This window comes from Paenibacillus sp. H1-7, assembly GCF_022354825.1.
In the GTDB taxonomy this organism is placed as follows: Bacteria; Bacillota; Bacilli; order Paenibacillales; family NBRC-103111; genus Paenibacillus_S.
Genome location: NZ_CP031168.1, coordinates 5,411,030 through 5,436,964, shown reverse-complemented (window position 1 = coordinate 5,436,964; position 25,935 = coordinate 5,411,030). Strand labels below are relative to the sequence as shown.

Here is a 25,935-nt window from a genome sequence, read left to right as displayed (position 1 = left end):
CCATTTATTTTGGGCTGACACAACATTGTTTACTAATGCTCAGATTTAAGCACGGTCACAAAACTGTTTCTCTAGACCCACACGCACTCCATCTATTATGATAACTATCGTTGTCGTTTTTAGATTGTGTTACATATGATTTAACATGGACAACATTCTTTAACATTGCAGCGAATCGGATATTGGGGGTCAAGGTGTGTGAGCAGTGGGAAGGCAGCGGCGAATGTAATTGCAATATGGATAAGTTTAATAAGCAATTTACTTTTGACCGGGATCAAGCTTATTGTAGGTTTTTTATTCAATAGCCAGGTATTAATAGCAGACGGCGTCCATAACGCTGGGGATGTTATCGCCACAATGGCAGCGTTAGGCTCGGCCAAGGTTGCGCAGAAGCCGGCCGATGACGATCACCCTTACGGACATGGCAAAAGCGAGCTGATAGGCTCCGCTATGGTAGCCATTATTATGGCTCTTGCCGCCATTTTCATCGCGTATCACTCGGTGGAGTCATTTTTTCATCCGGCGGCGGAAGCCAGCTGGATAGCATTGATAGCGGCTTTAATCTCATTGGTATGGAAGCAGTGGCTGTATGTGTACTGCATGAGGCTTGGCAAAGAGACGAGCAGTAAAAGCTTGGAGGCAACTGCGTTGGACCATCTGGCTGACGTGTATGCTTCCATTGCAGCGGTAATCGGGATTGGCGGAGCGCTCATAGGCGACAAGTTCGGTATTGTTTTCTTGAGCTACGGAGACGCAGCGGCGGGGCTGGTTGTAGCGTTCTTTGTTTTAAAGCTCACTTATCACATGGGAAAAGAAGCTGTGGACGTTTTGATGGAAAAAACGGTATCTCCGGAGACCATACAGGAGTATGAGAGGCTTGTTGTTTCTATCCACGAAGTAAAACGGATAGACCGGATTCGGGCAAGAGCCTTCGGCCAATACGTCTTGATTGATGTTCGCGTGGGAGTTCCTGCGCACCTAAGCGTTCAGGAAGGGCATGATGTTTCGCGAAAAATTAAGAAGACGATCATGGAGCAGCATCGTGACGTGGAGGAAGTATTGATTCATTTAAACCCGTGGTATGACGGTGAAGACAATTAATTGAGGTGCAAAGGGGCTGCCGGTATCTGATTACCGGCAGCCCCTTTGCGTTATTTCGCCCATGTATGAACGGCCACTGGCTCCATTTTCTCGTTGTACGCGGTGATCTTAAGCGGCTCTTTCGCAGTCGATCCTTCGGCCGCATCCAAAGTCATTTCCCACGGCATCTGGTAGCTTATATCCAGTCTCCGATCTCCCCGGGAAAGCTCTACCGCAAAAGGAACATTCCCGCTCGCCAGTTCGCCGTGGAACAATAGCCGATGTGAGCCCGCACCAACCGTTTCCGGCTGAACAGGGAGGTAAGTATAGTCAGGCGGGGTCTTCGCCTCTGCCACCGAATCCAGATACCAATCCGAGCGAATAAGCCGTTTGTACAATGCGTCGGTTAATGGATTTTCACCCAAATCATATACATATTCCATCTTGTTTCGTACCGCTTGCGCGCGGCTGAAATTAAAGTAGGTGATGGCCTTGACCTTCGGGTAAATTCGGGGCAGAACCGCATACATATACGACAATTGCCCTTCGGCCCAAGGCAAGTAGGCGGTCTCCGTCGTCAAAACCGTATGAGCTACAGCCCCTTCCGAGATCATAATCGGTTTGTGGCTGTATTTGGCATATAAAGGAGCGAACGTGTCGATAAGGCTGCCCTTCAGCTGCTCTTTCCCGTTTGAGAGCGGGGTGGCATAGAGAGAAAAGCCGACCCAATCCACATAGTCATCGCCAGGGTAATATTCCTCGATATTATTGGCGGGAGCGAAGTTAGGGGACCAGACCATCACGACGTTCGGCGCTTCTTCTTTCATAATCTTATGAATGAGGCGGAATTTCTCAATATAAAGCTCCGGATTTCCGTGCCATGGCACCCAGGCGCCGTTCATTTCCGAGGCGTACCGGAGGAAGACCGGAATGCCGGAGGCTTTGGCTTCTCGGGCGAAGGTTCGCACATATTCGTCGTCTTGGACGTCCTCGAGGCCAAAACGCGGCTCCCAGCCGATCTGCAGCGCTCCACCGATCTGTTTGACCCGTTCCGCTTGTCTGATGGGAAAGTAAGAGTTCGTATCGGTTTGAAATTTGCGCCAACCGACATAAGCCAGATACATTGCGTGAGTCCGTCCGTAAACATCATCGACTTTGGTCACATCGTAGGAGACACGGCGGTCCGCTCCAAGCATCCCCAAGTAGGTACCGGAGACGGGCTCGAATTTGGCAAGCGGTTCGGTCTTGGCTGTGGAAGGAAGCTCCGATCGCTTGAACCATCGAGCGGTTTCGAATGAATCGGCTGCGGGCTGAAGGGACCCGCTGTTAACGCTTAATGATGGAGGCTGCTTCAGGCTTGCTGCATAGCCGTCAAGCCTTGATTTATAGATAGCTGCTATATCGGGCTGATTCGAGCGCTCGGCCGCGTCGGCTTGCTCTTTCCACCATTCAACGAGCTCCGGGCTTTCCGGCGGCTCTTCTTCCTTGGAGGAATACGGGGATGGGATAAGCACAATCAACAGCATAGAACAAACCGCAACCAGTCCGGCGCGGAATAACGGGAATTTCCAGTTCATCGAAGGGAAGGGCTCCTTTCCGGAGAGGCAGAGTGGGAGTTAAGGTATCGCTTACATCGTCATCGATACCTTAATCATAAGGGGAGCGGCGAAACGAAGCAACAACTGTATTTGAGTTAGTGCGTTTTTTTGCAAAATAATCGGAATGACAAGCGAAAATGATGAAATAAAATACATCCTGCATGAAAGAATACTGTATGTTCAGGCCTCTCTCTCCTTTTTATAATGAAATAGAGATGTGAAATCAATGTATGAATGGCATTTCAGAACAATGATACTAAGGAAGAAGGTCAAATATGGAAATCCATTCGGAACGACAAGCTATCAAAACGCAAGTTCTTGTTCTTGGCGGCGGGGCCGGGGGAGTAGGGGCGGCCATTGCTGCAGCACGCGAAGGAGCGGAGACGATGATCGTCGATCGTCAAGGCTTTTTAGGCGGGAATATGACCATCGGTTTGCCGTTGCTGGCTTTTTTGGATGCCCAAGGTCGTCAAGTAACACGAGGTCTTCCGCAAGAGATCGTGAATCGATTGATCGAGCTGGGCGGTTCATTCGGTCACCGAGAATGCCCGTTGCATAATTCAACTACGGTCATTGACCCCAACTTAATGAAAATCGTCATCTTTGAAAAAATGAAGCAATACGGCGTTCGTCCTTTATTGCATTGTGAAATTATTGGTACTACCGTGGAGAACGGCGAACTCAAGTCCGTTATTGTGAAGGGAAAAGGGAAGGAAATAGAAATTTTCGCCGATGTATTTGTTGACGCCACAGGCGATGGCGACGTTGCGTTTATGGCGGGAGCTGAATTTGAAAAGGGACAGTATGCCAATGGAGAAACTCAGCCGCCTACGTTAATGTTTACGCTCGGAGGCTTTGAACTAGAGCGATTCATGGATTTCCTGCAAGAGCACCCGGAAGAGCTGAAGCATGGATCGTCTATGAAAATCCGTCCCGGCTATACTGCCGAATTTTTGCGGGCAAGCGAGAATCATGTATTCGTCGGATTGAAAAATATGGTCTCGAAGCTCAGAAAAGAAGGCAAATGCCCTATAGATCGTGATACAATTATTTATATCAACCTGCCGCGAGAAGGGTATATTGCTCTGAATTGCATTCGCATATTGAACTTTGACGGTACAAGGCTAGAAGAGCTAAGCAGGGGCGAGATCGAGTCTTACTTACAGATTTTACCGTTGATCGAAATGCTGAAAGAGCACGTCCCGGGCTTTGAGCACACTTATTTATCCTCCATTGCTCCATTCTTGGGCATTCGTGAAACACGGCGAATTATGGGCAAGCAAATGGTGCGTGAGGAAGCGGCTGTGAATGGAGTTATTCCAGATGACACGATCGCTCTGGGCTCGTATATCATAGATATTCATAGCGGCTCGGGGGATTCGACGGTAATCCGATCCCTTGCCGGACCTTACGGCATCACGTATGGAGCAACCGTATCTAAAGATGTGAAACGGCTTATGTTAAGCGGGCGCTGCATCAGTGTGGATCCGGTTGTGTTCGGTTCTTCAAGAGTTATGCCAACTTGTATGGCTGTTGGTGAGGGCGTCGGAATTGGGGCAGCTTTAGCCGCACTGCAGAACATAGCTCCGGAGGAAGTCGACGTTCAAATAATAAGGCGTAAATTACGTCAGCATGGAGCTATTCTTTCCTTAGAGGATGTACATGCTGCTTTAGGATAAATGGATGAAATGGAATAGACGCTTATTTGCAAACTATCTCATGGGAGGCGATTGTTTTGCAGGAAGGGCAATTGATATTTTGGGGCGGCGTAGCCAAGTCCGGCGGTGTACAGATTCTTTACGGTAAAGGGAAGCAGGCCGTGCTGTTCGATTTTGGCGTCGAGCACAGCAGTCTTCTCTTCCCGAAACAGCTGACGCTGTATGAACCGGTAGCCGCGACTCCGGGACGCGAGCTCCGCCAATATTTGCTCGGCGGGATGACCGCGCCGCTGCTTGAGCTGTACGATCCCGAGCATCTAAAAGGATTGGATGCGTCCAGGGTAAGGCGTGCATGGGGTGAACGTGAATATCCTCATTATGAGAGCATCTCTCTGTTTATCGGGCATATGCATACGGATCATATGGCGGTACTGCCTTATGTTCACCCGGATCTTCCCGTATACATGAACTACGACGCCCACTCCTTGTTCCGCGGCATGGTAGCGGGGGGGCACAGCGCGGATACCAAAGCTCGGATTCAAGCCTGCGACGACTTGAGCATCATCGATTTTGGGGAATTTACGATGCAGATCATCGAGATGGATCATAATGCCACCGGCGCGGCAGGGATTATTATCGATGATGGAACCTACAAAATCGCCTATACCGGGGATTGGCGCCGTCAAGGCAAGCATCCGGAACAGATTGACCGGTTCATCGAACTATGCCGCAATAAACAGATCGACTTGCTGATAACCGAAGGAACCCGTCTTACCTCCGACCCGTCCGCCGTGTTGTCCTACCAGATGACGGAGGATGAGCTGCTATCCCGGTACTCGCAAATCGTAGGCGATGCGGAGGGTCTCGTCTATTTGCAGATGTCGCCGCGGGATTTGGAGCGGATGGCCAATATGATAGCCATCGCTGCAGAGCATGGCCGCAAGGTCGTTATGGAGGCAACTCACGCCGTTATCTGGCACACGGCGAACCGTGAAGGCCTGCGGATTCTAGAAGGCCATCCCGCCCATGACGTGGAGATCCGAATCGTCGACGCAACAGTGACGGAAGGTATGACGGTTCCCTATGAGACCGTCTCTCTCGAAGAAATGGCTGAACGTAAGAGTGAGTTCTTGTACTTCTTTAAATTTCCCGACCTTGCCCATATGATCGAGTTGGAAACACTTGGCGATGCTGATGCCCCGTCTCATTTCATTCAATCGGATTACAGCGTCAAGATCGAGCATGCCGATGTGGCCAAATATTTGAAGACGTTCGGCATTACCGGTCATGCCTTGTCCAACGGAGGACATGCCCATCCGGAGGCGTTATCCGATATGATCGAACGGATTGCTCCCAAAGCGGTCATTACGCTGCACAGCAAATTCCCGGAATCGCAGAACACGAGAGGCGTGAAAGCCTATTTTCCGAAAAAAGGAGAAGTATGCTCAGTGTCTTCCATCCTTGCAGCCGCCGAGATTCCTGTAAGTGTTGGAAATGAATGAGATTGCAGCCTTAAGATAGCAAGGGGAGAAGAATCCGATGACTACGATTACTTTCGTCAGACATGGCATTACCGATCACAATATCGAGAAGAGAGCACAGGGACATACGCAAAACCCTCTAAATGAAACGGGGAGAGCGCAAGCGGCATTAGTGGCGAAGCGTCTTTCCGAAGAGCCATGGGATGTGTTTATTTCCAGCGATTTAAAGCGGGCGCAGGAAACGGCCGAGATTATTTCCGCCGCAATAGGCAAACCTATCGATTTCTTCGATGAACGGTTAAGAGAAATGGATAGAGGGAAAATCGCCGATACCATTGAATCGGAGCGCATCGAACGGTGGGGGAAGGATTGGCGATTGCTTGATATGGGCCAGGAAACGCATGAGTCGATGCGGGAGCGCGGAATGCGCTTTATCAAGGATACCGCTTCCATGTTTGCAGGCAAAAAGGTACTTGTCGTAACGCATGGCTACTTTCTGGGTCAAACGTTAAAGGAGCTCATGCAGGATGAGTCTACCGGTAACGAGCTGAGCAACACTTCCGTTACCACGGTCCTGCAAAACGGGGATAAGTGGGAGTATGTGCTTTACGATTGCGTCAAGCATTTGGAAGAAAACATACTGCCGAAGTAATTGGTATAGGAGCCGGTCATCATGCTGCCATGGTGATCGGCTCTTTGTTTGCTGCTTCAAGCATCCCGGAAGGGAAACTGCTTTATACCCGGTTCAGCTCGCGGTATTTCGAGGGGCTCATGCCCATCGTTTGAGCGAACACACGGCTTAAATAGAAGCCGTTCTCATAGCCGCAATGAGTGGCGATTTGATTCAGCGTCAAATCGGTATCGAGCAGCAGACCGGCCGCTTTGCGGATTCGGAGCGATCTGACGAAATCCGAAGGGGTCATGCGGAACGATTTGCGGAATCGGCGCGTAAACTGGACAGGGCTAAGCTCAAGCAAGCTGGACAGCTCGATCATGCCGAAGGGAGTATGAGCGTGACGGGATAGCCATTCCGCTGCCCGGTTCATTAATGCGTCATCCGAATGTACAAGCTCATCCTGCTGGTGCTCTTCTTCCCAAACCTCGCATGTGAGCTGCCAAATATCATTAAGAATCATTTGTTTGCGCAAGGCGCTGCGCGGATCAACCGCTAGATGCAGCTTGCGTAAGCACTCGAAGTTCGAAGCGAGCCGTTTGCCGTCCGCTGGATGGGATTTGACCGACGGTACTTGCGGTACGTGGGCTGGCAGTTGGCGGCTTGCAAACTCGAAGCCGATAAGGTGGAGCTCCAAGGGCGATACCATTTCGCGATGGAACATGCAACCAGGAGGGCAGTAGATCAGCTCGCCGGCTCCAATCTCCCCGCTTTCCGCGCCGATCCGAAACCTGAACCTGCCTGATTCAACCGCAAACAGCATCCAGATGGGATAGGAGTCCGAGTTCATTTCAAACTTCTCCTTGCGTTCGAAGTAGGCATGAGAAATCATGATGAGCGACTGATCCCACAAGGCTGGCGCATCCATGCGTGCATCCGCTCCTTTTATGAAATAAAGTATATTGTACATGATCTAATCTTGTATGTTCAAGATATTAATTACTGTGTATGATGAAATAGAATACGAAATAGAAAAAGGATGGCGATGATTTTCATTAAAAGTGAGAGCTAGGATGAAAGTAATGGAACGTTTGGTAAGCGGTTACATTTAAAGAGCAGGAAGGATGATTCGCGTTGAACATTTGGAAAGCGTTACTTGCATTATCCTTGATGATTACTGCAGCAGGATGTGGAGGGGAAGAAGTTGGGCAGATGAGTCAAAAGGGGGATTCGCCAGCAACTCCGGCGAAGGTTGCGGATACGACGCCCGTTACGCTGAAGTTTGCCGTTCATCTGCCCATTACCGAAGAGTTTAAGAGGCTTTATATCGAGCCGGTTGCCAAGAAGTATCCGCATATTACGTTGGAGCTTATCAGTGCCAACTCCTTTAAAGTATATGACCAGCTTATTGCGGCAGGCGAGCTCCCGGACCTTTATATTTCTTTTAACGGGAACATGCCGGGGTTGAAGGAACGCGGAATCAACATGGATATGAAACCTCTTTTTCAGCAAAATCACGTAGATTTGAACCGTTTCGGCCAAAATTACCTTGACGACATTCAATATGCTGCAACGGAAAAAGGGGAATTGTACGGCTTGCCGATTGAAGCAGGGTTTCACGCTCTGTATTACAACAAGGAAATATTCGATAAATTCGGTGTCCCTTATCCGCAGGACGGGATGACCATGGAGGACGCCCTGGAATTGGCGAAAAAGCTGACGCGTGTCGATAACGGCGTTCAGTATCGCGGATGGGATTTGGGGAGCATCGTAAGAATGGCTCAACCGCTTGGTCTGGAATATTTGGACCATAAGACGGAGAAGCCGATCATGTCGACTGATGGCTGGAAGCGGGTGTTCGAGCTCGGAAAACAAATTTACTCTATCCCAGGCAATGAACCGTCGAAGGATGCTAATAAGAATAGAGTGAACGGATTCATCAAGGACCGTACGATAGCGATGCTGAATGAAACGAACTTGTTCTCCAGGCTTAAAGAGGCGGAGCAAGAGGGGCTGAATTGGGATGTCGTGCAGCATCCGTTTTATAAGGATCGGCCGAACACTTATGGAAACTCAACAGTTTATATGGTTGGAGCGGTCCCGACGACGAAGCATATGGATCAAGTGCTTCAGGTGATCGAGGTGTTAACCTCCGATGAAGTGCAAATGAATGTTTCCAAAGCAGGCAGCGTATCTCCTCTAAAGAGCGAGGCTGTACAAAAAGCGTTCGGGCAGAACGATCCTACCTTGAAGAACAAAAATGTGGCAGGGATTGTCAAAAGCAAACCGGTTAAATACCCGATCTACTTGTACAGAGAAATTGCCGAGCCACTAACTACGAAAAAGTTTGACGCTCTCCTGAAGGATTCGGGAGATGTGAACACTGCGTTGCGAGAGCTGGACGAGGAAATTGAAAAAGCGGTGCAAATAGAAAAGAAATAAAGGAGAAAAAATCGGATTAAGCTTGTGCCGTTGAATTACGGTGCATCCTTGATCCGATTTCTTATGCCATGCGGCACGGATACGTTGGGTACGGACTGCCAAGTCACCCGAATTTTTCCTCAGGAAAATATAATTTGGTAAAGTGCGCATAATAAGGGTAATTATTGGACTACGGGGGTGCAGAGATGAAGTTTTGGAGATTGCCCAAAAGAGCAAACAATTGTCAGCCCGAAACCTCTGCAGTGGAAGCGCAAGAGATCATCTCCGGTAGTATCGAACAAAAAATCGCGCAAATTCAGAAAGCCGTATCGCATACAGAGGATATGAAGCTTCAATATTTCAACCGCGGCGGCCAGAGCTGTGTGTTCATGTATTTGGAACCGCTTGTAAATCAAGAAATGATTCAATCCAATATGGTTAAGCCTCTATTGGATACAGACTCCTTAAATATGGATCAAATATCGGCGTCCACCGAGGTCAAACATTCTTCCAGCCTTTCTCACATCATAAAGTCCTTGCTTGAAGGCTTCTGTATCGTTATTCGGGAGCATCATGACGAAGCATATCTCATTTCGGCAGGACAATGGCAGGGGCGCTCCATAGAAGAACCGAAAAATGAACAAATTTTGAAAGGGTCTCATGACGGTTTTATTGAAAGCTTGAACACGAACCTCTATTTGATTCGGAGAAGGATCAAGAGTCCCAGGTTAAAAGTGAAATTTTACACCCTTGGCCGGATCACAAATACCCGAATTGCCATGGTGTATATGGAGGGTATAGCCGAGCCGAATATCATCGCAGAGTGTGAGAAAAGAATTTCCTCCATCGAGCTGGACTATTTGTATTCGGCGGCCAACCTCGATGAGATGATCGAGGAGCACCCGCTTTCTCCATTCCCGCAGACCTTGCAGAGCGGAAGACCGGATCGGACCGTCTCTTACTTAATGGAAGGCAAAATCAATCTTATCGTCGACGGCAGCCCGGTAGTTCTCATATTGCCAATTACTTTTTTTTCATTTTATCAATCCGCCGATGATTATTACCATCGATGGATCGCCGGCTCTTTTTTCAGGCTCATTAGATTGATCAGCTTTATTCTGGCGATCAGCCTGCCGGCGTTCTATATTGCCGTAGTGACCTACCATTCCGATGTTCTTCCCTTTGGCATTCTATATTCGATAAAGGTTTCGTTAACCTATGTTCCGTTTCCGCCGCTTATGGAAGCCATTACGATGCAGTTCATACTCGAGCTCCTGAAAGAGGCTGCAATCCGGCTTCCTTCGCCTATATCTCAGACGATCGGGATCGTTGGGGGGCTGGTAATCGGCACCGCGGTAGTTGAGGCGAATTTGGTTTCCAACACCATGATCGTCGTCATCGCCTTGACCGCTATCGCCTCATTCGCAACACCGCTCAGCGAGTTCGGGACCAGCTTAAGAATCTTGGGATTTCCAACGATGCTTGCAGCTGCGTTATTCGGCTTTTTCGGGATTGCCATGATGATGATGGTGATCTTTATTCACCTGTGCAAGATCGAAACCTTGGGCGTGCCTTTTTTCGCACCTTTCGGTCCTTTCCGCGACAAAAATAAGGGGAAAGATTTACTGCTCCGCCTTCCCATTTGGACACATTCGAATGGACAAGTGCAAAAGCAAGCATCGTTCTTCAAAAGGTGGAAACGAACGTGAATATTTCCATAACCAGATCCCAGTTGTTTTTTACTATTATCAAAACACAAATTGGAATCGGTCTCTTATCCTTACCTTCGGAGACTCAGAGCTCGGCCAAAGGAGATGCATGGATTTCCGTGCTCGTGGCCGGGTGCCTCATACAGCTTCTGCTGCTGATATACTGGGCGCTGTTTAGACGGTTTCCCAATGACACCTTGCGCCAGATGATAATGCGTATGTTCGGGAGCTATCTGGGTAAAGGTTTGAACCTGATATACTATGCTTTTTTTATTATGATTGCAGGTTATGCTTGTACACTCTATGTTCGATTAATTCAAGATTGGATGCTGCCATTGACCCCGACTTGGGTGCTGCTTCTGTTTATTATAGCTACCGGCATGTATCTGGCTGTTGAAAATTTGCGCGTTATCGCTAGATTTTTTGTATTATCCTCAGTGATGTTCATTATTTTGCTCTTACTCAGCCTGTTAACGTTCTCGAATGAAATTCACATTTCCAATATTATGCCAGTAGGCCATTCCGGTGCAGGGCAAATTTTGCATGGCGTCAGACAAACGTTTTTTTCCATGCTCGGTTTCGAAGTAATCCTGGTCTTCTTTTCCCAAGTAGATGGAAGACCTAGAGGGTTACTGAGAATAAGCTCCTTTTCTAATATCATGGTAACGCTGTTTTATGCGTATTTCGTCTTTATCTGCTTGATCAATTTTAATTCCAAAGCTTTAGAGCAGGTGAATGAGCCCGTATTGTTTTTGTTTAAAGGGTTTACGAATCAGCTATTTGACGGTTTGGATCTCATCTTCTTGACGATCTGGATTATTCCGATGACGGCTACGATCATATCGTACTTGAGTATGGCAGGTTACAGTCTGGCCGCCAGCCAGAGCACTTATCGGGTCATCGTTCGGATAAGCGGTATATTGGTCTATATAATTGGATTGTATTTAACGACTGTAGAAAATTTGGATCCATTCAGCACATGGCTGGAAAGCGGGTACCTGTTGATGATTGCTGTGATTCCGCTGCTCATGTGGTTGATGTCCTTTGTGATCAAAAATAGCGGGAACCGGGGGGCGGCATGAGAACGAAACGGTCATTGTTCATAGGTCTGGTGTTTTCTATCATGACCTTGTCGGGTTGTTGGGATGTATCCTATTTAACTAACAAAAAGATGGTTACCGGGATAGGGATGGATGCCGCTCCGAACGGACAAATAACCGGGACGGTCAGAGCCGCCGTGTTAAAAAGCAGGGGGGCAGGTCAGTTCGACATAAAGGATGAAATGATTCAAGCAACGGGCGATTCCGTGAATCGGGTAGGCGACCGAATCGACGGTATGCTGCCAGGTACCATCGATGTAAGTAAAACGCATGTCATTATCATCGGAGAAGAGCTTGCGAAGCGGGGGATCTTTGCACCGTTAGAATCTTTTTACCGCAGCAGGAAAGCCTATTTGAACGGAAATATTATCATAAGCAAAGGCTTGGCTTCAGAAGTCATCTCTGCTGAATTAACGGAAAGCAACCCCGTTTCGTTTGATATCAAGCAAATGATCCTTGGTGCAACCTACAAATCCATCGTCCCCAAGCAGACTCTATATACGTTATGGATGAACACACTTCCTGACGAAGCGGCGGATGCCGTAATGCCTGTCATTCGAAAGATAGAGAAAAACCATCTGATTATCGACACTACCGGATTGTTTCATGGCGATAAATTTACGGGAGTGACGCTGGCTCGTGAAGAAAGCTGTATGCTGATGCTGATGATGGATAAGCTGTCCAAATTGGCTTATTTAAGCATTCCCGTTAAGAGTGACGAAGCCGGCCAACGAAAAGACACAATGAGCAATATCATCTCGTTCGAAGTACGGGCTATGAAGAGGGCGTTCGATGTCTCCGTAAAGCCTAACACGGAAGCGATCCAATGCATTCTTAAGCTAGATCTCTATGGGGAAGTCAGGAGCTCCCCAACCAGCATAGGCCGAGAGATCGATCGCAAGGCTTTGGAAGAAGAATTGAATGCAAGCCTGGGTCAGCGGGCAAAAGACGTTGCAGGTAAATTAAAGCAGGCCAATAGCGATGTCTTGGGAATCGGCAGAAGGCTGAGAGCCCACCATAATGAAATGTGGAAAAGGCTGGATTGGAACGAAAAGTTTAAGGAAGTCGTTATGAATCCGGAAGTGAATGTCCATATCCAAAGTACGGGGATATTGAAATGACTCGAACATTAGTAAACTTTCGTAATAATGTTGAAAGGCTTTTTTGGGCTTGATATAATAAGTTTACTAAATATAGAGGTGTATAAGGAGTAACTGTGATAACGCTAAAACAAATATCCGAGCTTGCCAACGTTTCTCAAGCTACGGTTTCCAGAGTATTGAACGATGACCGGACATTGATCGTGACGGAAGAAACGAGAAGAAATATTATAGCTATCGCCCGGGAGCATCATTATGTGAAGAAAGAAAGAAAAAGCTCGAAACAAAACAAGAAGAAAACGGCTCCAGATAAGGTCGCCGTACTTATATGCCATATTGAAGATGAGGGGAATAATCTATTCTTTATCTCGATCAGGCACGGAATTGAGAAGGAATGCAAGGAACTAGGACTAGTCCCTGTCATTTATAGCATTAACACGCTGTCTCAGCAAGAAATTGACGAGCAATTTCTAGGGATCGTGGTTGTAGGGAAAGTCCACCCAAGCATAGTGGAGAATGTCAATAAAGGCCCCGATCATATTGTCTATGTCGGATATTCTCCAGACGAGCAGGCTTACGACTCCGTTATAGTAGATTTGGAGAAAGCGATGGAGTCCGTGCTGGAGCACTTGCTAACCCATAAGTATGAGAACATCGGCTTCATCGGCGGATATTCGAAAGAGTATTTGAACGGGAACGATACGATCGAAACGGATGATAAAAGGTATATTTCGTATAAACGGAGAATGCAAGATTTGGGACGGTTCCGCGAATCGGATGTATATTTTGGCGAATATACGATGTCGGAAGGATATCGATTGATGAAAAGCGCCATTGCATCGGGACATTTGCCGGAAGCCTTTGTAGTAGCGTGTGACCCGATGGCGGTAGGAGCGCTCAAAGCACTTCAGGATGAAGGTATTAGCGTCCCGAATCAGGTTGCCCTAGTATCGTTTGACGATACGGAAATGGCCCAATTTGCAAGCTGTCCGTTGAGCTCGGTCAAGATCTATTCGGAGGAAATGGGACGGGCAGGGGTACAACTGCTAATGAGCAGAATGAAAGGCAGAGAAATCCCTTATAAAATCATGATTCCTACCGAATTGACCATCAGAAACAGCTGTGGAACGAACAAGGAATCACACTGATCAATCATGCATTCAGAAACGCTGGGAACTGAGAGACTCGTGAGGCTGCCGTTAGAAGAAAGCGGACCTTGCGGGTCTTTTCGTTTTGTTTACCGGTAAATTTACCGAAAATTAATATATTTTTATCACAATTTTACTTGAATTATTTACTAAATTGTAGTTAAATTACGGTGAGCAATGAAACTAATGCTTAGGAGGCTGATCGATGAATAAATCGGATATTACTAAAAAGTTAATCGAAAGAAAACGGGCCAAGGATGTACTAATCGCCGTCCACCGCGGCTGTGGCGGGGGAAACATTATCGAGAATACGATTTCCGCCTTCGAAATCGCCTTGAAATATGGTGGAGATATTATCGAGGTGGACGTTGCAAAATCGACGGACGGCAAGCTGTACACCATTCATGAAGGGCAAGAAGAACGGCTCTTTTTTAGTAAAGATAATGTTCAAACACTGTCTTCTCGAGAAATCGAGAGCTTGAGCTATCGTAACGGCAACTCATTTAAAGTCAAGCAAAAGGTGGAAGAGCTGGAAGCTGTTCTGCAGCACTTTCAAGGGGATACCTTGATCAACCTGGATCGAGCGTGGGATTTCTGGGATGACGTATTTGAGCTCGTTAGACAACGCTCGATGTTCGATCAAATCATAGTGAAGAGTCCTGTAAAGGAAACGTATTTGGATGTGCTCGAGCAATACGATGTGCCGGTGATGTATATTCCGATAGTAAAAAACGCACGGGAATTGAACCAAGTGCTTGCAAGAAACATTAACACGGTAGGGGTAGAAGTTATCATAAGCTCGGAACAAAGCGATTTCTATAACCTGGAAATCATCAAGGACTTAAAGAAGAGAAGCTTGCTCGTCTGGCTGAACGCCATCCGTTTGAACGATTCGACGGTTCTAACATTGGGAAGTGACGACGACACCGCTTTATTGGTCAACGAAGATGAAGGATGGGGCAGGATTCTGGATATGGGCGCAGACATTATTCAGACGGACTGGCCATTGCACTTGGCAAATTATTTGCAAAAGAGAAGATTGCGGACTACTTCATAATAATAATGGGTACATATCATTCGGATATTTAGTAAAGTTTGTATGGAGAAGGAGAATCGGATATGCGCAAATTTGGAATTATTCTGCTTTCCAGCATATTAACCTTATCTATGATTGCCGGTTGTAATCAGGGGCAGCAGGCTGCCGAGAACCATACGGATTCCGGCAAGTCGGAGGCAGGGGCAAAGGAAGCCGCCAAGGGGAAGGAAGAACCGGTGACCTTAAATCTGTTTGCAGGCCAGGATCTTTCCGACGAGCTGTGGAACTTGCTGCTGCATGAGCCGCTGAAGAAAAAGTACCCTTACATTACGGTCAACATTGTCAAAAAAGGCAAAGGGATTCAAGATTTGGTGGCCGGCGGAGCCAGCTTTGACCTCTACACCGAGTTACAAGGCTACTTGGGCAACCTGATGCAAGTCGGTTTAGTCGAAGACATTACACCGTATGCGAAGGCAAATAATATCGATCTGAACCGGTTCGACCCGCTCTACATCAATGCTCTTAAAGAATATTCCGAGAAGGGAGAAGTATATGGGCTGCCATATTACAGGCAAGCCAACGCGCTGTATTACAACAAGGATATTTTCGATAAGTTCGGCGTTCCCTACCCTAAAGACGGAATGACCTGGGAAGAGACGATTGAATTGGCAAAGAAAGTAACCAGACAGGACGGTGGCATTCAATATTACGGCCTGGATCCGGAGCATGCGACTCGATTGGCATTCCCGTTATCCCTTGTTATTTTGAACGGTAGGACGAATAAAGCGGAAGTCAATAACGACCAGTGGCGCAGAGTATTTCAAGTCGCGCAAGGCATGTATTCGATACCGGGGAACATTCCCAAGAAAACAACGGATCTGAATGGCGGAGGGATCGTCCGGTTCATGAAGGAGCGGAATATCGCCATGCTGGCCACGATCAACATTATCGACCGGTTGAAGGATGCAACGAATGAAGGACTCAACTGGGACATGGTGCAGTATCCTAGCTACAGCGGAATGCCGAATGTATACGGTATGGTTGACTTCGCAGTGATCGGAGCGACCAAAACAAGCAAGCATAAAGACGCGGCAATGAAAGTTATCGAGGTGTTTACCTCCGATGAAGTCCAATTGCTTGCTTCCCGGCAAAGACCCGTCCCCAGTCCGCTCATAAATCCGGAGATGCAGAAGCAGTTCGCTGCAGATATTCCGTATGCCCAAGGGAAAAATATCCCGGCGTTTTTCAAAAGCACGCCTGCTCCAGCACCTCGTTTCAGCGATTATTACACTACGGCAAGAGATATTCTGAACAAATATTACGACGACTTCGTACTCGGCAAGAAGGACATGAACACAGCGCTTAGGGAAGCCGAAGAAGAACTCAACCAGAAAATATCCGAGCTAACCAAAAAGTAATAGAACTCTGGAACAATGGAGGTAATCCTCATGCTGGATAAAGAACAAGAATCTACTCGAATCAGCCGGAGAAAGCTGCTCTCCTCCATAGGAAAGATCGGAGCGGTCGGGGTCGCTATGACCATGGGAGGTAACGCTATTTATTCAAGCACACCTGGCATCGTGTCCGCGTCCGTTACTAAATCCGTGTATGGAGGCGGCAAAGACAGCGATCCGGGCACGGGTCATTATTATGACGTGACTCATTATGGTGCGGCAGGAGACGGTGTCCAGGATGATACGAAGGCATTTGAGACCGTGCTGCAGGAAATTAAGGTTAATGGCTTCGGCACTTGTTATATCCCGGCAGGCTCCTATATTATTACGCGTCCTTTGCAGCTATATAAAAATACGACCATCCTGATGGACGATCACGCTATACTTAAAAAAATGGGCATTCCGAACAGCAACCTGAAGCTGTTCGTCAACGGACAACTGGGCAATGCCAATTATGCATCAGGCTACGGCGGAGAAGGCAATATTACCGTCATCGGAGGAACTATCGATTTGTGTGCAGATGTGAATTTGCCTTCCGATCCAAGCAGAGGATTCATGGCGTTTGCCATCGGCCACGCTGACGGCATTCACATCGAACGGGTCCGATTTGTTAACGGGCATAACGGTCATATCATAGAGTTTAACTCCAGTAAAAATGTAACATTGCTCCATTGCAGGTTCGAAAATCAAATCATTACAACATCCGGAATGTTTGAAATGGTCCAGATCGATTTCGCATCCAAGGAATCATTCCCGAGCTTCGGGGCTTATGACGACACACCATGCCAGAACGTATTAATAGAAGGCTGCACCTTTGCGAACGGACACCGCGGCGTTGGCGCGCACGGCTCTAAATACAACAGCGAGGGAAAGCAAGTGTTTCATGAAAACATCCGCATCGTCAATAATCACTTTGCCGACCTCGCGGATGTCGCTATTAGACCGGAGAGCTTTTATAATTCCGTCATATCGGGCAATACGATATCGAATGTCGGAGGCCACGGGATCCCGATCTACTCGTGCAAGAATACGATCGTATCCAACAATGTGCTGCGCGGGACAGGATTCCACGGAATCGTTATTGCGACGGCGAGCGATATTACGGACCCGCCCGCTAACATTACCGTCTCGAACAATGTAATAACGGATATCGCGAATACAGCACTGCGTATCATCAAGGGGCAGGATATTTTTCTTGCGGACAATACGGTGTTCAATGTAAAAAGGGAAGGTATTTATTCAAGTACTGTGACGCGTCTCACCGCGAAAAACAATATATTACGGGGAGTTTCTCAGCAGGGGAACGGTCTCTACAGCGGCATTCATCTGGATGGCTGCAGCGATTCGAATCTTAGTTCCAATATCGTCAACAATGGCGGCTTCAGCAGCAATTATAGCTATTTGGTACTGATCAAACCCAGCAGCAGCGGAACCGTGATAAGCGGTAACTTCGGCTTACCCGGATCGAGCGGTTCCATTATGGATGATGGGGCCGGAACGTTGGTGTCTGCCAATCCTTCGGAGCAATTCCTGACAGGGGTATTAAATGTGAGCAGCGGAACGATTGATCTGAACGAAGACATACGGAATTTTAAGTCGGTCATTATTGCTACCGGCGCAGTGTCGACGGGGAATTTACGGCATGAAACGGCGCGGGGCTGGTCCACGTCCGGCTTTCGGCCGGGTACGGATTTTATTAACGTGGCTACGGCCAATGGAAGCTTAGTGGCCTCCATCGTTAATGAGACCAGGCTTCAGCTAATAAGCACAAGCGATCCTGTGAGGTACGTTATAGGTATCAAGGGATAGGCTCCATCATCCAAAGAGAAAGGCGGATAAGAAATCCCCCCGTTCCGGTGTTCCTTGCCGGGAGCGGGGGGATTTCGTCTACATTTTAGTGTAGGGAAAGCATAGCCTCCATGTCCTCTTGCACATTGCCGATCAGCTTCAAGCCGAATTTCTCGACCAGCACGTTCATGACGCCTTCGCTAACGAACTCCGGCGGCTTCGGACCGATACGGATATCCCGGATTCCGAGACTGAACAAGCCAAGCAGGATGGCAACAGCCTTTTGCTCGAACCACGATAAAACGATACTTACAGGCAGCTCGTTCACATCGCATTCGAAGGCTTCGGCTAACGCCAGAGCAATTTTGACCGTGGAGCCGGAGTTGTTGCATTTGCCCAAATCGATGTATCTAGGAATAGCTGTGCCTGCTACGGTGCCATAATCCACATCGTTAAAGCGGAATTTCCCGCAGGAGGTGGTCAGGATGACGGTATCGTTCGGAAGTGAAGTCGCAAGCTCGCGGTAGTAGTCGCCGCCTTTGCCCGGCGCATCACAACCAGCAATGACGAAGAAACGCTTGATTTGTCCGGCTTTCACCGCTTGAATGATTTCCGGCGCAAGTCCAATGACGGTCTCGTGGTGATAACCGGTTGTCAGAACCTGCTCAGAGTCGATATTCGCCTCCGGCAGCTCGAGCGCTCGTTCAATCAGTGGGGAGAAATCCTCGCCAACGATTTTCGTAACATTCTCCAGTCCCGCTACCTCGTAAGAGAAGAATCGGTCCGCATACGTTCCCTTGATCGGCATAACACAGTTCGTCGTCGCCAGAATCGCCCCCGGGAACTGCTCGAATAACCGTCGCTGGTCGTACCAGGCTTTTCCGATGTTTCCTTTTAAGTGGCTGTATTGCTTTAGCTTAGGATACCCGTGAGCCGGGAGCATTTCGGAGTGGGTATAAATATGGATGCCTTTGCCTTCCGTCTGCTTCAGCAGCTCTTCCAGTGCATACAGGTTATGTCCGGTCACAATGATGCATTTGCCCTCGATTTTATTCTGCGGCACGGTAACCGGCTGAGGAATTCCGAAGTGCGTCGTATGCGCACGGTCGAGAACATCCATAATCCGCACGGCGGCATTGCCTACCTTCATAGCCATATCCAGATGCTCCTGGAGATTGAAGTTGGAGTTGGTTAAGGTCATATAAAGCGCTTCGTGCGTTATTTTATCGACTTCCGGGTCCGTATAACCAAGCTGTCTCGCATGGGTCGCATAAGCGGCAATTCCTTTGAGCGCAAAAATGATCGTATCCTGCAGGCTTGCAATCGTTTCATCCTTGCCGCATACCCCGATGACTTTACAGCCGCCGTTCGGCGTTTGTTCACATTGGTAACAAAACATGTGGCATCCTCCGTTCGATTAATAGCTATGTTCGCTTGCAACAATAGCTTAACAGAGGCGGGAGGAGTCTTATGTGATAGTAATCACAAGGTTTCTGGAGAAATGGTGAACAATGTGATAAACGTTATTCCGTACCGTCTTAAAGCAAGGCTTCTTTCTCCGCTTTTTTGAGGCCTTTAAAAACGAGCTCGTACGAATGATCGATCATACTGAATAGCTCCGGTTCCTCAATGGAGCCGTCAATGATAACCGTATTCCAGTGGCTCTTATTCAAATGATAGCCGGGAGTTACGGCAGGGTACTGCTGTCTTAAGTTTTCCGCTATAAACGGGTCGCATTTCAAGCTGATGTTCGGCTGCCGGTTTCGTTCGGATAGGAAAGCAAAGATTTTGGAGGCGACCCGAATCACCATCACATCATCGCCGAATGGGTAGTCCTGGCTGCTTCCTTTTTTAGATAAACAATAGCGTGTTAACGATTCGATGCTCATTCTTATTCCTCCGTCTCCCGTTAGGCCTTATTAATGACAATGGATACTTTATAGTTCACGTAGCGTGTTAAATCGTTTAGAAATTTGTCGAGCTCCTCGTTGGAAGGGAACTTGCACTCCATGAGATAGCAGCCGTCACCGCTGATTTTATAATTATTGATGATATAAGAGTGCTGCGTTTCCACAAAGGACAGGAACGGCTGATGATCGAAGCTCTTCGTAAACACCGTAATAAACGCTTGAACGGCGTAACCAGACTTTCTGTTATTTAACCGAACGGTATAGCCTTCAATGACGCCTTCTTCCTCTAGCCTCAATACCCGGTTCGCCGCTGCTTGTCCGGTCAGATGTACCTTCTCGCCCAGCTTCTTCATCGAAATCCTGCCATCCTTGGCCAGCTCTTCCAGTATGCGTTTGTCCGTAGAATCCAGCATGTATAACAACCTCTTTCAAAAATCAAGTATTTCCGGCCATATTCGTGATTTACAATATGTATGGTTTCCAACCTCAATGTTAACCTAAAAGGGAGAAATATTAAAGGGAGGGGCTTGGCTATGAAAATTACACAAATCCGAAATGCAACGATCGTATTGGAGTATGGAGGTAAGACATTTTTGATTGATCCTTACTTGGCGCCGAAGGGAGCCTATCCGCCTGTGGTGAATACGGCGAATCCTGTCAATAACCCGACAGCCGAGCTTCCGGTTGCTGTGGAGGACATAGTTACCGCGGATGCGGTCATCGTTACGCACCTGCACCCTGATCATTTCGATGCGGAGGCGATCCGTGCGATTCCGAAAGACGCCAACATGATCGTACAGTCGGATGAAGATGCCGAAGTCATAAGGAAGCACGGATTTCATAGCGTTCAAGCAATCGAACGGATCGGCCATATAGGCGAAGTCCGATTGAGCCGGACGAGAGGGCAGCATGGAACAGGCGAAATCGGCAAATTGATGGGGAACGTCTCCGGCGTAGTCTTTGAGCATCCGGAGGAGAAGACGCTATACATTGCCGGCGATACGATATGGTGCAGCGAGGTGGAGGACGCGATCCGAATTCATCGCCCTGATGTCATTATCGTCAATGGCGGCTCGGCACAGTTCCTGCATGGAGACCCGATTACGATGGGCAAGGACGACATTTACCGGACGCATGAGGCGGCTCCGCAGTCGGTAATCATCGTCTCCCATATGGAGTCCGTCAATCATTGCTTCCTGTCCAGACAAGAGCTGAAGAGCTTTATTGAAGAGAAGGACCTAACGGGACATGTCACAGTACCGGATGATGGCGAATCGATGGTCTTATAACAGCTCGAATGACCTTGCGTATTTCATCAGCATCGATGCTGCCGCGGAAAGGACTGAACCTCGCGTGACCAACAAATCCCTTGCAGAGCAAGGCGGCTCCCCTAACGGGCTGCACTTTACAGCAGCGCTCGTCTCGTTATGGCTGCTGTGGGGTTCGGTCTTCCTCGCGCTGAAGGTTATCATAACGGAAATTCCGCCGTATTTGACCGGCTTTCGCTTTATTCTGTGCGGAGCGGCCTTGCTGCTATGGTGCTTGTGGCGCATGCCCGCTGCGTCTCGTCCGACGGGGAAGCAGTGGGGGAACGCGTCTCTGGTCGGAGTGCTGCTTATCGCCGGCGGTCAAGGCATGGTTATCACGGCTCAGCCATATTTATCCTCGGCGTTGGCCGGTTTGCTGGCATCGACGATGCCGCTGTGGGCGGCACTGCTGGATTGGGCCATCTTCCGCAGCCGTCCGAATGCTTGGGCCACACTTGGATTGATGCTGGGGTTTGTCGGCCTAGCTGTTCTAATTGCTCCCACCGGGCAAGACGGGTTGAGCCTTATTGGAGTCGGAGCGATATTGGCCGCTTCCTTCCTGAACGCGAGCGGCACCATTGCCATGCGTCGAACCGCACAGCCTGGAGTGATGTTCAGCACCGCTATTCAAATGCTTATAGGCGGCATCCTCATTATGATGGTAAGCCTCTCCAGAGGAGAATGGGCTCAGCTCCGCATCTCCTCGTTAACGGGAACGACGCTGCTTGCTATGATCTATCTTCTCTTCGTGACCATGACCGGATTTCTTCTGTACTCATGGCTGCAGCGGGCGAGTACTGCGGCTTCGCTGCCGAACACCGTCGCTTACGTCAGCCCGGTCGTCGCAGTCGTGCTTGGCTGGGCCGTGCTTGATGAGCCGCTGACACTTCGGATGGCTGGCGCCATCGTCATTATTTTGGCCGGCGTCTTCTTCATTGTACTTTCAGCAGGAAAGAAGAGCGGCCGTACGCCGGTTGGCGGATGTAGTAACAGCGCCTAATTTTCAAAAAAACAGTTTACCAAACTGCCGTTATCTGATATTATAATCGCAACACATGCAAATGCTATGAAGAGACGAGTAAATAAATACATTCTTTCGCAGAGAGCTCCGGCAGCTGAAAAGGAGCAAAGGATTATTTATTGAAGAAAGACTCTGAGCAGCGCACCGGAACCTTATACGGGGGATGATGCGACAGGAGCTCCTGTTACAGAGCTAGAGTATAATCATGACTATGTGATGACGTACTTGAAGAGGCACATACGGCGACGTATTTGCGAATCTGGGGTGGTACCACGAGCATACAAATCTCGTCCTCAAGACTATGGTCTTGGGGGTGGGATTTTTTTAGTTTCATATAACAAACCAAAGCACATCCAACATGTAATATAGGGTAGGCAAAATCACAAAATTATTATGCAAGATCACTCATAATGTCATCATGAAAGGATATGAATAGGTATGTCGCAAAAATTGAAAGTCGGTATTGTGGGCGGAACCGGTATGGTCGGCCAAAGATTCGTTCAGCTGTTGGAGCAGCATCCATGGTTTCAAGTAACAGCCATTGCAGCGAGTGCCAGCTCGGCAGGCAAGACTTATGAAGAGTCCGTACAAAACAGATGGAAGCTGTCCGATCCGATTCCTGAAGACGTGAAGCACATCGTCGTTCAGGATGCTTCGAAGGTGGAAGAGGTTGCAGCGAATGTCGACTTTATCTTCTGCGCAGTCGATATGCAGAAGGACGAAATTAAAGCGTTAGAGGAAGCCTATGCCAAAACGGGAACGCCTGTTATTTCAAACAACTCGGCTCACCGCTGGACGCCGGACATCCCGATGGTCATTCCGGAGATTAACCCGGGTCATATCGAAGTGATCGCGGCACAAAGAAAGCGTCTCGGAACCTCGACCGGATTTATCGCCGTGAAGCCGAACTGCTCCATCCAAAGCTATGTGCCTGCTCTTCACGCCTTGCTGGATTTCAAACCGACCCAAGTCGTTGCATCGACGTATCAGGCGATTTCCGGAGCCGGCAAAAACTTCACCGATTGGCCGGAAATGCTGGACAACGTGATTCCTTATATCGGCGGCGAGGAAGAAAAGAGCGAGCAGGAGCCGCTGCGCATCTGGGGCAGCATCGTGAACGATGAAATTGTGAAAGCAGCTTCGCCATTAATTACAACGCAGTGTATCCGCGTTCCGGTAACGGATGGACATTTGGCAACGGTATTCGCATCGTTCGAGAATAAACCATCCAAAGAGGAAATTTTGAGCCGCTGGCAGCAATTTAAAGGGCGTCCTCAGGAGCTTGGATTGCCAAGCGCGCCTAAGCAGTTCATCACATACTTCGAAGAGGAAAACAGACCTCAGACGAAATTGGACCGCGATATTGAGCGCGGAATGGGAGTTTCGGTCGGCAGATTGCGCGAGGATTCCATTTACGATTTTAAATTTGTAGGACTGTCCCATAACACCTTGCGCGGAGCTGCCGGCGGAGCCGTATTGATCGCTGAGCTGCTTAAAGCGGAAGGATATATCCAAGCCAAGTAAGCAAGTTGGACTGCAGCTTCAACTATAATAGCATTGTGGTAGCCTCCGTTTTACCGGGCTGTTTGCTTATAGAAAAAGACCTCAATAGCAGGTCTTTTTCTTTTTCGACAAAGTCCTGCGCTATGCCGCGACTAGGACAATTCGGAAGGAGCATATACTTCCTGCAAGGAGGAGGATGTATATGCGATTTACCGTCCAGTATATACCTCTAGACAAGCTTAAGCCGGACGTTACCGCCCGGATGACGTCACATCTCCGTAAGCTTCGCGGGCTGGTGTGGGACTGCATGCACCTGTTGGTTGTTCGCAAAAACCGCAAAGAAGGCTCCTACACCATTGTACTCGGTCATGACCGTTTCCAGTTTCTTCGTGAGCATACCAAAAAGCGTGCCGCTCCCTGTCTTATTGACGAGAGCAAGCCTGAGGCGGAAATAAGGTCTTGGCTGCATCGGTTGCAGGAATGGAGGGAGCGGAAACGTGAACGCTCTATCTCGGTTCCAGGGATGAAGCGCAGACGCTTGTCGCCGGTCGCGTGGGCGGTCGCCAGCGCTTTTCTAAGGGAAGAGCCGCGCTTCAAGAAGCTTTCTGCGAGCCAGAAGTATGAAGTTCTTCTGCTGGCCATCCGCTATAAAAAGACGATCATCGCCGCGATGAAATCCAAGGTGGACCGATTTACTTCATGAACCTGCCGCAACTCTTGTTGCTTTGGAAGCATAGAATCTTTGCGAAAGGGCTGCCTTAGAGGCGGCTTTTTTTTCGTTCTATGAACATCTTTCAAGCTGCCGGCAGCAGCAACTGCTGATAGGATGGAGCAGGATAACCTTGGCAGACAGCGAATAGGTTAAATGATGGGATAGATCACTAGTCGGCTTGGATTGTAACACGGTCATGGCATCAACACTACTCACTAAGGAGTGAAGAATGGGATGAAGCGCTATGAAATCGCACTGATTCCGGGGGATGGTATCGGCAAAGAGGTGGTACCGGCCGCAACGGACGTGCTGGACGCGGTTGCAGAAGTACACGGTGGTATTTCATTCAAGTATTCCAGCTTTTCATGGAGCTGCGATTATTATGAGCAGCATGGCAAAATGATGCCGGACGACGGGATGGACATCTTGAAAAATTATGAAGCGATCTTTCTTGGAGCCGTCGGCGATCCGCTGCGGGTTCCGGATCATGTGTCGCTGTGGGGGCTGTTGATCAAAATCCGGCGCGAGTTCGAGCAAGTCATCAATATTCGTCCGGCGAAATATTTCCGCGGTCTTGCGTCTCCGCTCATTAACCCGAATGATTTTGACCTCCTGGTGGTGAGAGAGAATAGCGAGGGCGAGTACAGCGAAATTGGCGGTCGCATCCATAAAGGGGACGACGAAATTGCAATTCAGAATGCGGTCTTTACGCGAAAAGGGACGGAGCGTGCGATCCGTTACGCGTTTGATTTGGCACAGAAACGAAGAGGTCACGTTACCAGCGCTACCAAGTCCAACGGGATTGTGTATTCCATGCCGTTCTGGGACGAAGTGTTTAAGGAGATAAGCGGGTCGTATCCGGACGTGAAGACGGCAGCCATTCATATTGATGCGCTGTCGGCCTTTTTTGTCACGAAGCCTCATGTGTTTGATGTCGTGGTCGCGAGCAACCTGTTCGGAGATATACTAACGGATATCGGTGCCGCCATTATGGGAAGTATAGGTATTGCACCGGCCGCCAACATCAATCTGAACAGCAAATATCCGTCCATGTTCGAGCCGGTTCACGGGTCGGCACCTGATATCGCAGGGCAAGGCATAGCCAACCCGATTGGACAAATCTGGACCGCCAAAATGATGCTGGACCATCTGGGACATCAGGAGATAGGTCAACATCTTTTGCAGGTCGTGGAGGATGTAACGCAAGACGGAGTGAAAACCAAAGATATCGGCGGTACAGCAACGACGAAGCAAGTAGCCGAAGAAATTATACGCAGACTGAAAAAATGAAGAGAT

22 protein-coding genes and 1 other annotated feature are annotated in these 25,935 nt (G+C 48.6%); of the genes, 17 read left to right on the top strand and 5 right to left on the bottom strand.

The features are described 5' to 3' along the window. Positions 1-198: 198 nt before the first annotated feature. Complete coding sequence (locus DVH26_RS23775) at positions 199-1,101, top strand: cation diffusion facilitator family transporter (RefSeq protein WP_239626156.1); 903 nt, start codon at positions 199-201, stop codon at positions 1,099-1,101. Between the two features lie 50 nt (positions 1,102-1,151). Here the strand turns inward: DVH26_RS23775 and DVH26_RS23770 are convergent, their stop codons facing one another. Continuing rightward, the gene (locus DVH26_RS23770; protein ID WP_239626154.1) at positions 1,152-2,657 is read right to left on the bottom strand and encodes a glycoside hydrolase family 26 protein; all 1,506 of its coding nucleotides are present in this window, start codon (positions 2,655-2,657) and stop codon (positions 1,152-1,154) included. 296 nt (positions 2,658-2,953) lie between these two features. Between DVH26_RS23770 and DVH26_RS23765 the strand changes: the two genes are divergently transcribed. The 3 genes from DVH26_RS23765 to DVH26_RS23755 are packed head-to-tail and all read left to right on the top strand — an operon-like array spanning position 2,954 to position 6,469. Then, positions 2,954-4,357 carry an FAD-dependent oxidoreductase gene (locus DVH26_RS23765; RefSeq protein ID WP_239626151.1) on the top strand — a complete coding sequence of 468 codons (1,404 nt, stop codon included), beginning with the start codon at positions 2,954-2,956 and terminating at the stop codon, positions 4,355-4,357. Positions 4,358-4,413: 56 nt separating this feature from the next. After that, positions 4,414-5,838, top strand: a complete 1,425-nt coding sequence (locus DVH26_RS23760; protein WP_239626149.1) for an MBL fold metallo-hydrolase — start codon at positions 4,414-4,416, stop codon at positions 5,836-5,838. Positions 5,839-5,875: 37 nt separating this feature from the next. Further along, positions 5,876-6,469 carry a histidine phosphatase family protein gene (locus DVH26_RS23755; protein ID WP_239626147.1) on the top strand — a complete coding sequence of 198 codons (594 nt, stop codon included), beginning with the start codon at positions 5,876-5,878 and terminating at the stop codon, positions 6,467-6,469. An 82-nt stretch (positions 6,470-6,551) separates the two neighbouring features. Here DVH26_RS23755 and DVH26_RS23750 read toward each other — a convergent pair whose 3' ends face one another. Beyond that, positions 6,552-7,358, bottom strand: a complete 807-nt coding sequence (locus DVH26_RS23750) for an AraC family transcriptional regulator (protein ID WP_239626144.1) — start codon at positions 7,356-7,358, stop codon at positions 6,552-6,554. Positions 7,359-7,564: 206 nt separating this feature from the next. On the opposite strand from DVH26_RS23750, the gene DVH26_RS23745 reads away from it, so the two are divergent. The 8 genes from DVH26_RS23745 to DVH26_RS23710 all read left to right on the top strand — a co-directional run bounded on the left by DVH26_RS23745 (position 7,565) and on the right by DVH26_RS23710 (position 18,207). Beyond that, positions 7,565-8,872 (top strand): ABC transporter substrate-binding protein, encoded by a 1,308-nt coding sequence (locus DVH26_RS23745; protein ID WP_239626142.1) that lies wholly within the window; start codon positions 7,565-7,567, stop codon positions 8,870-8,872. A gap of 185 nt (positions 8,873-9,057) precedes the next feature. Beyond that, entirely contained in the window at positions 9,058-10,560 is a 1,503-nt protein-coding gene (locus DVH26_RS23740) for a spore germination protein (protein ID WP_239626140.1), read from the top strand. Further along, positions 10,557-11,642 (top strand): GerAB/ArcD/ProY family transporter, encoded by a 1,086-nt coding sequence (locus DVH26_RS23735; RefSeq protein ID WP_239626137.1) that lies wholly within the window; start codon positions 10,557-10,559, stop codon positions 11,640-11,642. Before DVH26_RS23740 ends, DVH26_RS23735 begins: the two co-directional genes overlap by 4 nt. Further along, positions 11,639-12,781, top strand: a complete 1,143-nt coding sequence (locus DVH26_RS23730) for a Ger(x)C family spore germination protein (RefSeq protein WP_239626134.1) — start codon at positions 11,639-11,641, stop codon at positions 12,779-12,781. Before DVH26_RS23735 ends, DVH26_RS23730 begins: the two co-directional genes overlap by 4 nt. 95 nt (positions 12,782-12,876) lie before the next feature. Then, positions 12,877-13,908: a LacI family DNA-binding transcriptional regulator gene (locus DVH26_RS23725; protein WP_239626131.1), complete on the top strand. Its 1,032-nt coding sequence runs from the start codon at positions 12,877-12,879 to the stop codon at positions 13,906-13,908. 205 nt (positions 13,909-14,113) lie between these two features. Then, the gene (locus DVH26_RS23720; RefSeq protein WP_239626129.1) at positions 14,114-14,965 is read left to right on the top strand and encodes a glycerophosphodiester phosphodiesterase family protein; all 852 of its coding nucleotides are present in this window, start codon (positions 14,114-14,116) and stop codon (positions 14,963-14,965) included. A 62-nt stretch (positions 14,966-15,027) separates the two neighbouring features. Continuing rightward, positions 15,028-16,362 (top strand): ABC transporter substrate-binding protein, encoded by a 1,335-nt coding sequence (locus DVH26_RS23715; RefSeq protein WP_239626127.1) that lies wholly within the window; start codon positions 15,028-15,030, stop codon positions 16,360-16,362. A 30-nt stretch (positions 16,363-16,392) separates the two neighbouring features. Further along, positions 16,393-18,207: a right-handed parallel beta-helix repeat-containing protein gene (locus DVH26_RS23710; protein WP_239626125.1), complete on the top strand. Its 1,815-nt coding sequence runs from the start codon at positions 16,393-16,395 to the stop codon at positions 18,205-18,207. A gap of 85 nt (positions 18,208-18,292) precedes the next feature. Here DVH26_RS23710 and hcp read toward each other — a convergent pair whose 3' ends face one another. From hcp to DVH26_RS23695, 3 genes are all read right to left on the bottom strand, one after another. Continuing rightward, entirely contained in the window at positions 18,293-19,585 is a 1,293-nt protein-coding gene (gene hcp / locus DVH26_RS23705; RefSeq protein WP_239626122.1) for a hydroxylamine reductase, read from the bottom strand. Positions 19,586-19,724: 139 nt separating this feature from the next. After that, positions 19,725-20,075, bottom strand: a complete 351-nt coding sequence (locus DVH26_RS23700; RefSeq protein ID WP_239626119.1) for an MmcQ/YjbR family DNA-binding protein — start codon at positions 20,073-20,075, stop codon at positions 19,725-19,727. A gap of 20 nt (positions 20,076-20,095) precedes the next feature. Further along, the gene (locus tag DVH26_RS23695) at positions 20,096-20,509 is read right to left on the bottom strand and encodes an Lrp/AsnC family transcriptional regulator (protein WP_239626116.1); all 414 of its coding nucleotides are present in this window, start codon (positions 20,507-20,509) and stop codon (positions 20,096-20,098) included. Between the two features lie 120 nt (positions 20,510-20,629). On the opposite strand from DVH26_RS23695, the gene DVH26_RS23690 reads away from it, so the two are divergent. The 5 genes from DVH26_RS23690 to DVH26_RS23670 all read left to right on the top strand — a co-directional run bounded on the left by DVH26_RS23690 (position 20,630) and on the right by DVH26_RS23670 (position 25,929). Beyond that, a complete protein-coding gene (locus DVH26_RS23690; RefSeq protein ID WP_239626114.1) occupies positions 20,630-21,385 on the top strand; it encodes an MBL fold metallo-hydrolase in 756 nt (251 codons plus the stop codon). Then, positions 21,345-22,403 (top strand): EamA family transporter, encoded by a 1,059-nt coding sequence (locus DVH26_RS23685; protein WP_239626112.1) that lies wholly within the window; start codon positions 21,345-21,347, stop codon positions 22,401-22,403. Before DVH26_RS23690 ends, DVH26_RS23685 begins: the two co-directional genes overlap by 41 nt. A gap of 57 nt (positions 22,404-22,460) precedes the next feature. Continuing rightward, positions 22,461-22,722, top strand: a binding site (T-box leader). 140 nt (positions 22,723-22,862) lie between these two features. Then, complete coding sequence (gene asd, locus DVH26_RS23680) at positions 22,863-23,948, top strand: aspartate-semialdehyde dehydrogenase (protein WP_239626109.1); 1,086 nt, start codon at positions 22,863-22,865, stop codon at positions 23,946-23,948. 181 nt (positions 23,949-24,129) lie between these two features. Then, positions 24,130-24,630 (top strand): hypothetical protein, encoded by a 501-nt coding sequence (locus DVH26_RS23675; RefSeq protein WP_239626107.1) that lies wholly within the window; start codon positions 24,130-24,132, stop codon positions 24,628-24,630. A gap of 243 nt (positions 24,631-24,873) precedes the next feature. After that, complete coding sequence (locus tag DVH26_RS23670; protein ID WP_239626104.1) at positions 24,874-25,929, top strand: tartrate dehydrogenase; 1,056 nt, start codon at positions 24,874-24,876, stop codon at positions 25,927-25,929. Positions 25,930-25,935 lie beyond the last annotated feature (6 nt).

Excerpts from the sequence above, each read along its gene's own strand:
- DVH26_RS23770 (WP_239626154.1), bottom strand. The coding sequence starts at position 2,657 with ATGAACTGGAAATTCCCGTTATTCCGCGCCGGACTGGTTGCGGTTTGT.
- DVH26_RS23765 (WP_239626151.1), top strand. The coding sequence starts at position 2,954 with ATGGAAATCCATTCGGAACGACAAGCTATCAAAACGCAAGTTCTTGTT.
- DVH26_RS23755 (WP_239626147.1), top strand. The coding sequence starts at position 5,876 with ATGACTACGATTACTTTCGTCAGACATGGCATTACCGATCACAATATC.
- DVH26_RS23750 (WP_239626144.1), bottom strand. The coding sequence starts at position 7,358 with ATGGATGCGCCAGCCTTGTGGGATCAGTCGCTCATCATGATTTCTCAT.
- DVH26_RS23740 (WP_239626140.1), top strand. The coding sequence starts at position 9,058 with ATGAAGTTTTGGAGATTGCCCAAAAGAGCAAACAATTGTCAGCCCGAA.
- DVH26_RS23730 (WP_239626134.1), top strand. The coding sequence starts at position 11,639 with ATGAGAACGAAACGGTCATTGTTCATAGGTCTGGTGTTTTCTATCATG.
- DVH26_RS23720 (WP_239626129.1), top strand. The coding sequence starts at position 14,114 with ATGAATAAATCGGATATTACTAAAAAGTTAATCGAAAGAAAACGGGCC.
- DVH26_RS23715 (WP_239626127.1), top strand. The coding sequence starts at position 15,028 with ATGCGCAAATTTGGAATTATTCTGCTTTCCAGCATATTAACCTTATCT.
- DVH26_RS23710 (WP_239626125.1), top strand. The coding sequence starts at position 16,393 with ATGCTGGATAAAGAACAAGAATCTACTCGAATCAGCCGGAGAAAGCTG.
- hcp (WP_239626122.1), bottom strand. The coding sequence starts at position 19,585 with ATGTTTTGTTACCAATGTGAACAAACGCCGAACGGCGGCTGTAAAGTC.
- DVH26_RS23700 (WP_239626119.1), bottom strand. The coding sequence starts at position 20,075 with ATGAGCATCGAATCGTTAACACGCTATTGTTTATCTAAAAAAGGAAGC.
- DVH26_RS23695 (WP_239626116.1), bottom strand. The coding sequence starts at position 20,509 with ATGCTGGATTCTACGGACAAACGCATACTGGAAGAGCTGGCCAAGGAT.
- DVH26_RS23690 (WP_239626114.1), top strand. The coding sequence starts at position 20,630 with ATGAAAATTACACAAATCCGAAATGCAACGATCGTATTGGAGTATGGA.
- DVH26_RS23685 (WP_239626112.1), top strand. The coding sequence starts at position 21,345 with ATGTCACAGTACCGGATGATGGCGAATCGATGGTCTTATAACAGCTCG.
- asd (WP_239626109.1), top strand. The coding sequence starts at position 22,863 with ATGTCGCAAAAATTGAAAGTCGGTATTGTGGGCGGAACCGGTATGGTC.
- DVH26_RS23675 (WP_239626107.1), top strand. The coding sequence starts at position 24,130 with ATGCGATTTACCGTCCAGTATATACCTCTAGACAAGCTTAAGCCGGAC.
- DVH26_RS23670 (WP_239626104.1), top strand. The coding sequence starts at position 24,874 with ATGAAGCGCTATGAAATCGCACTGATTCCGGGGGATGGTATCGGCAAA.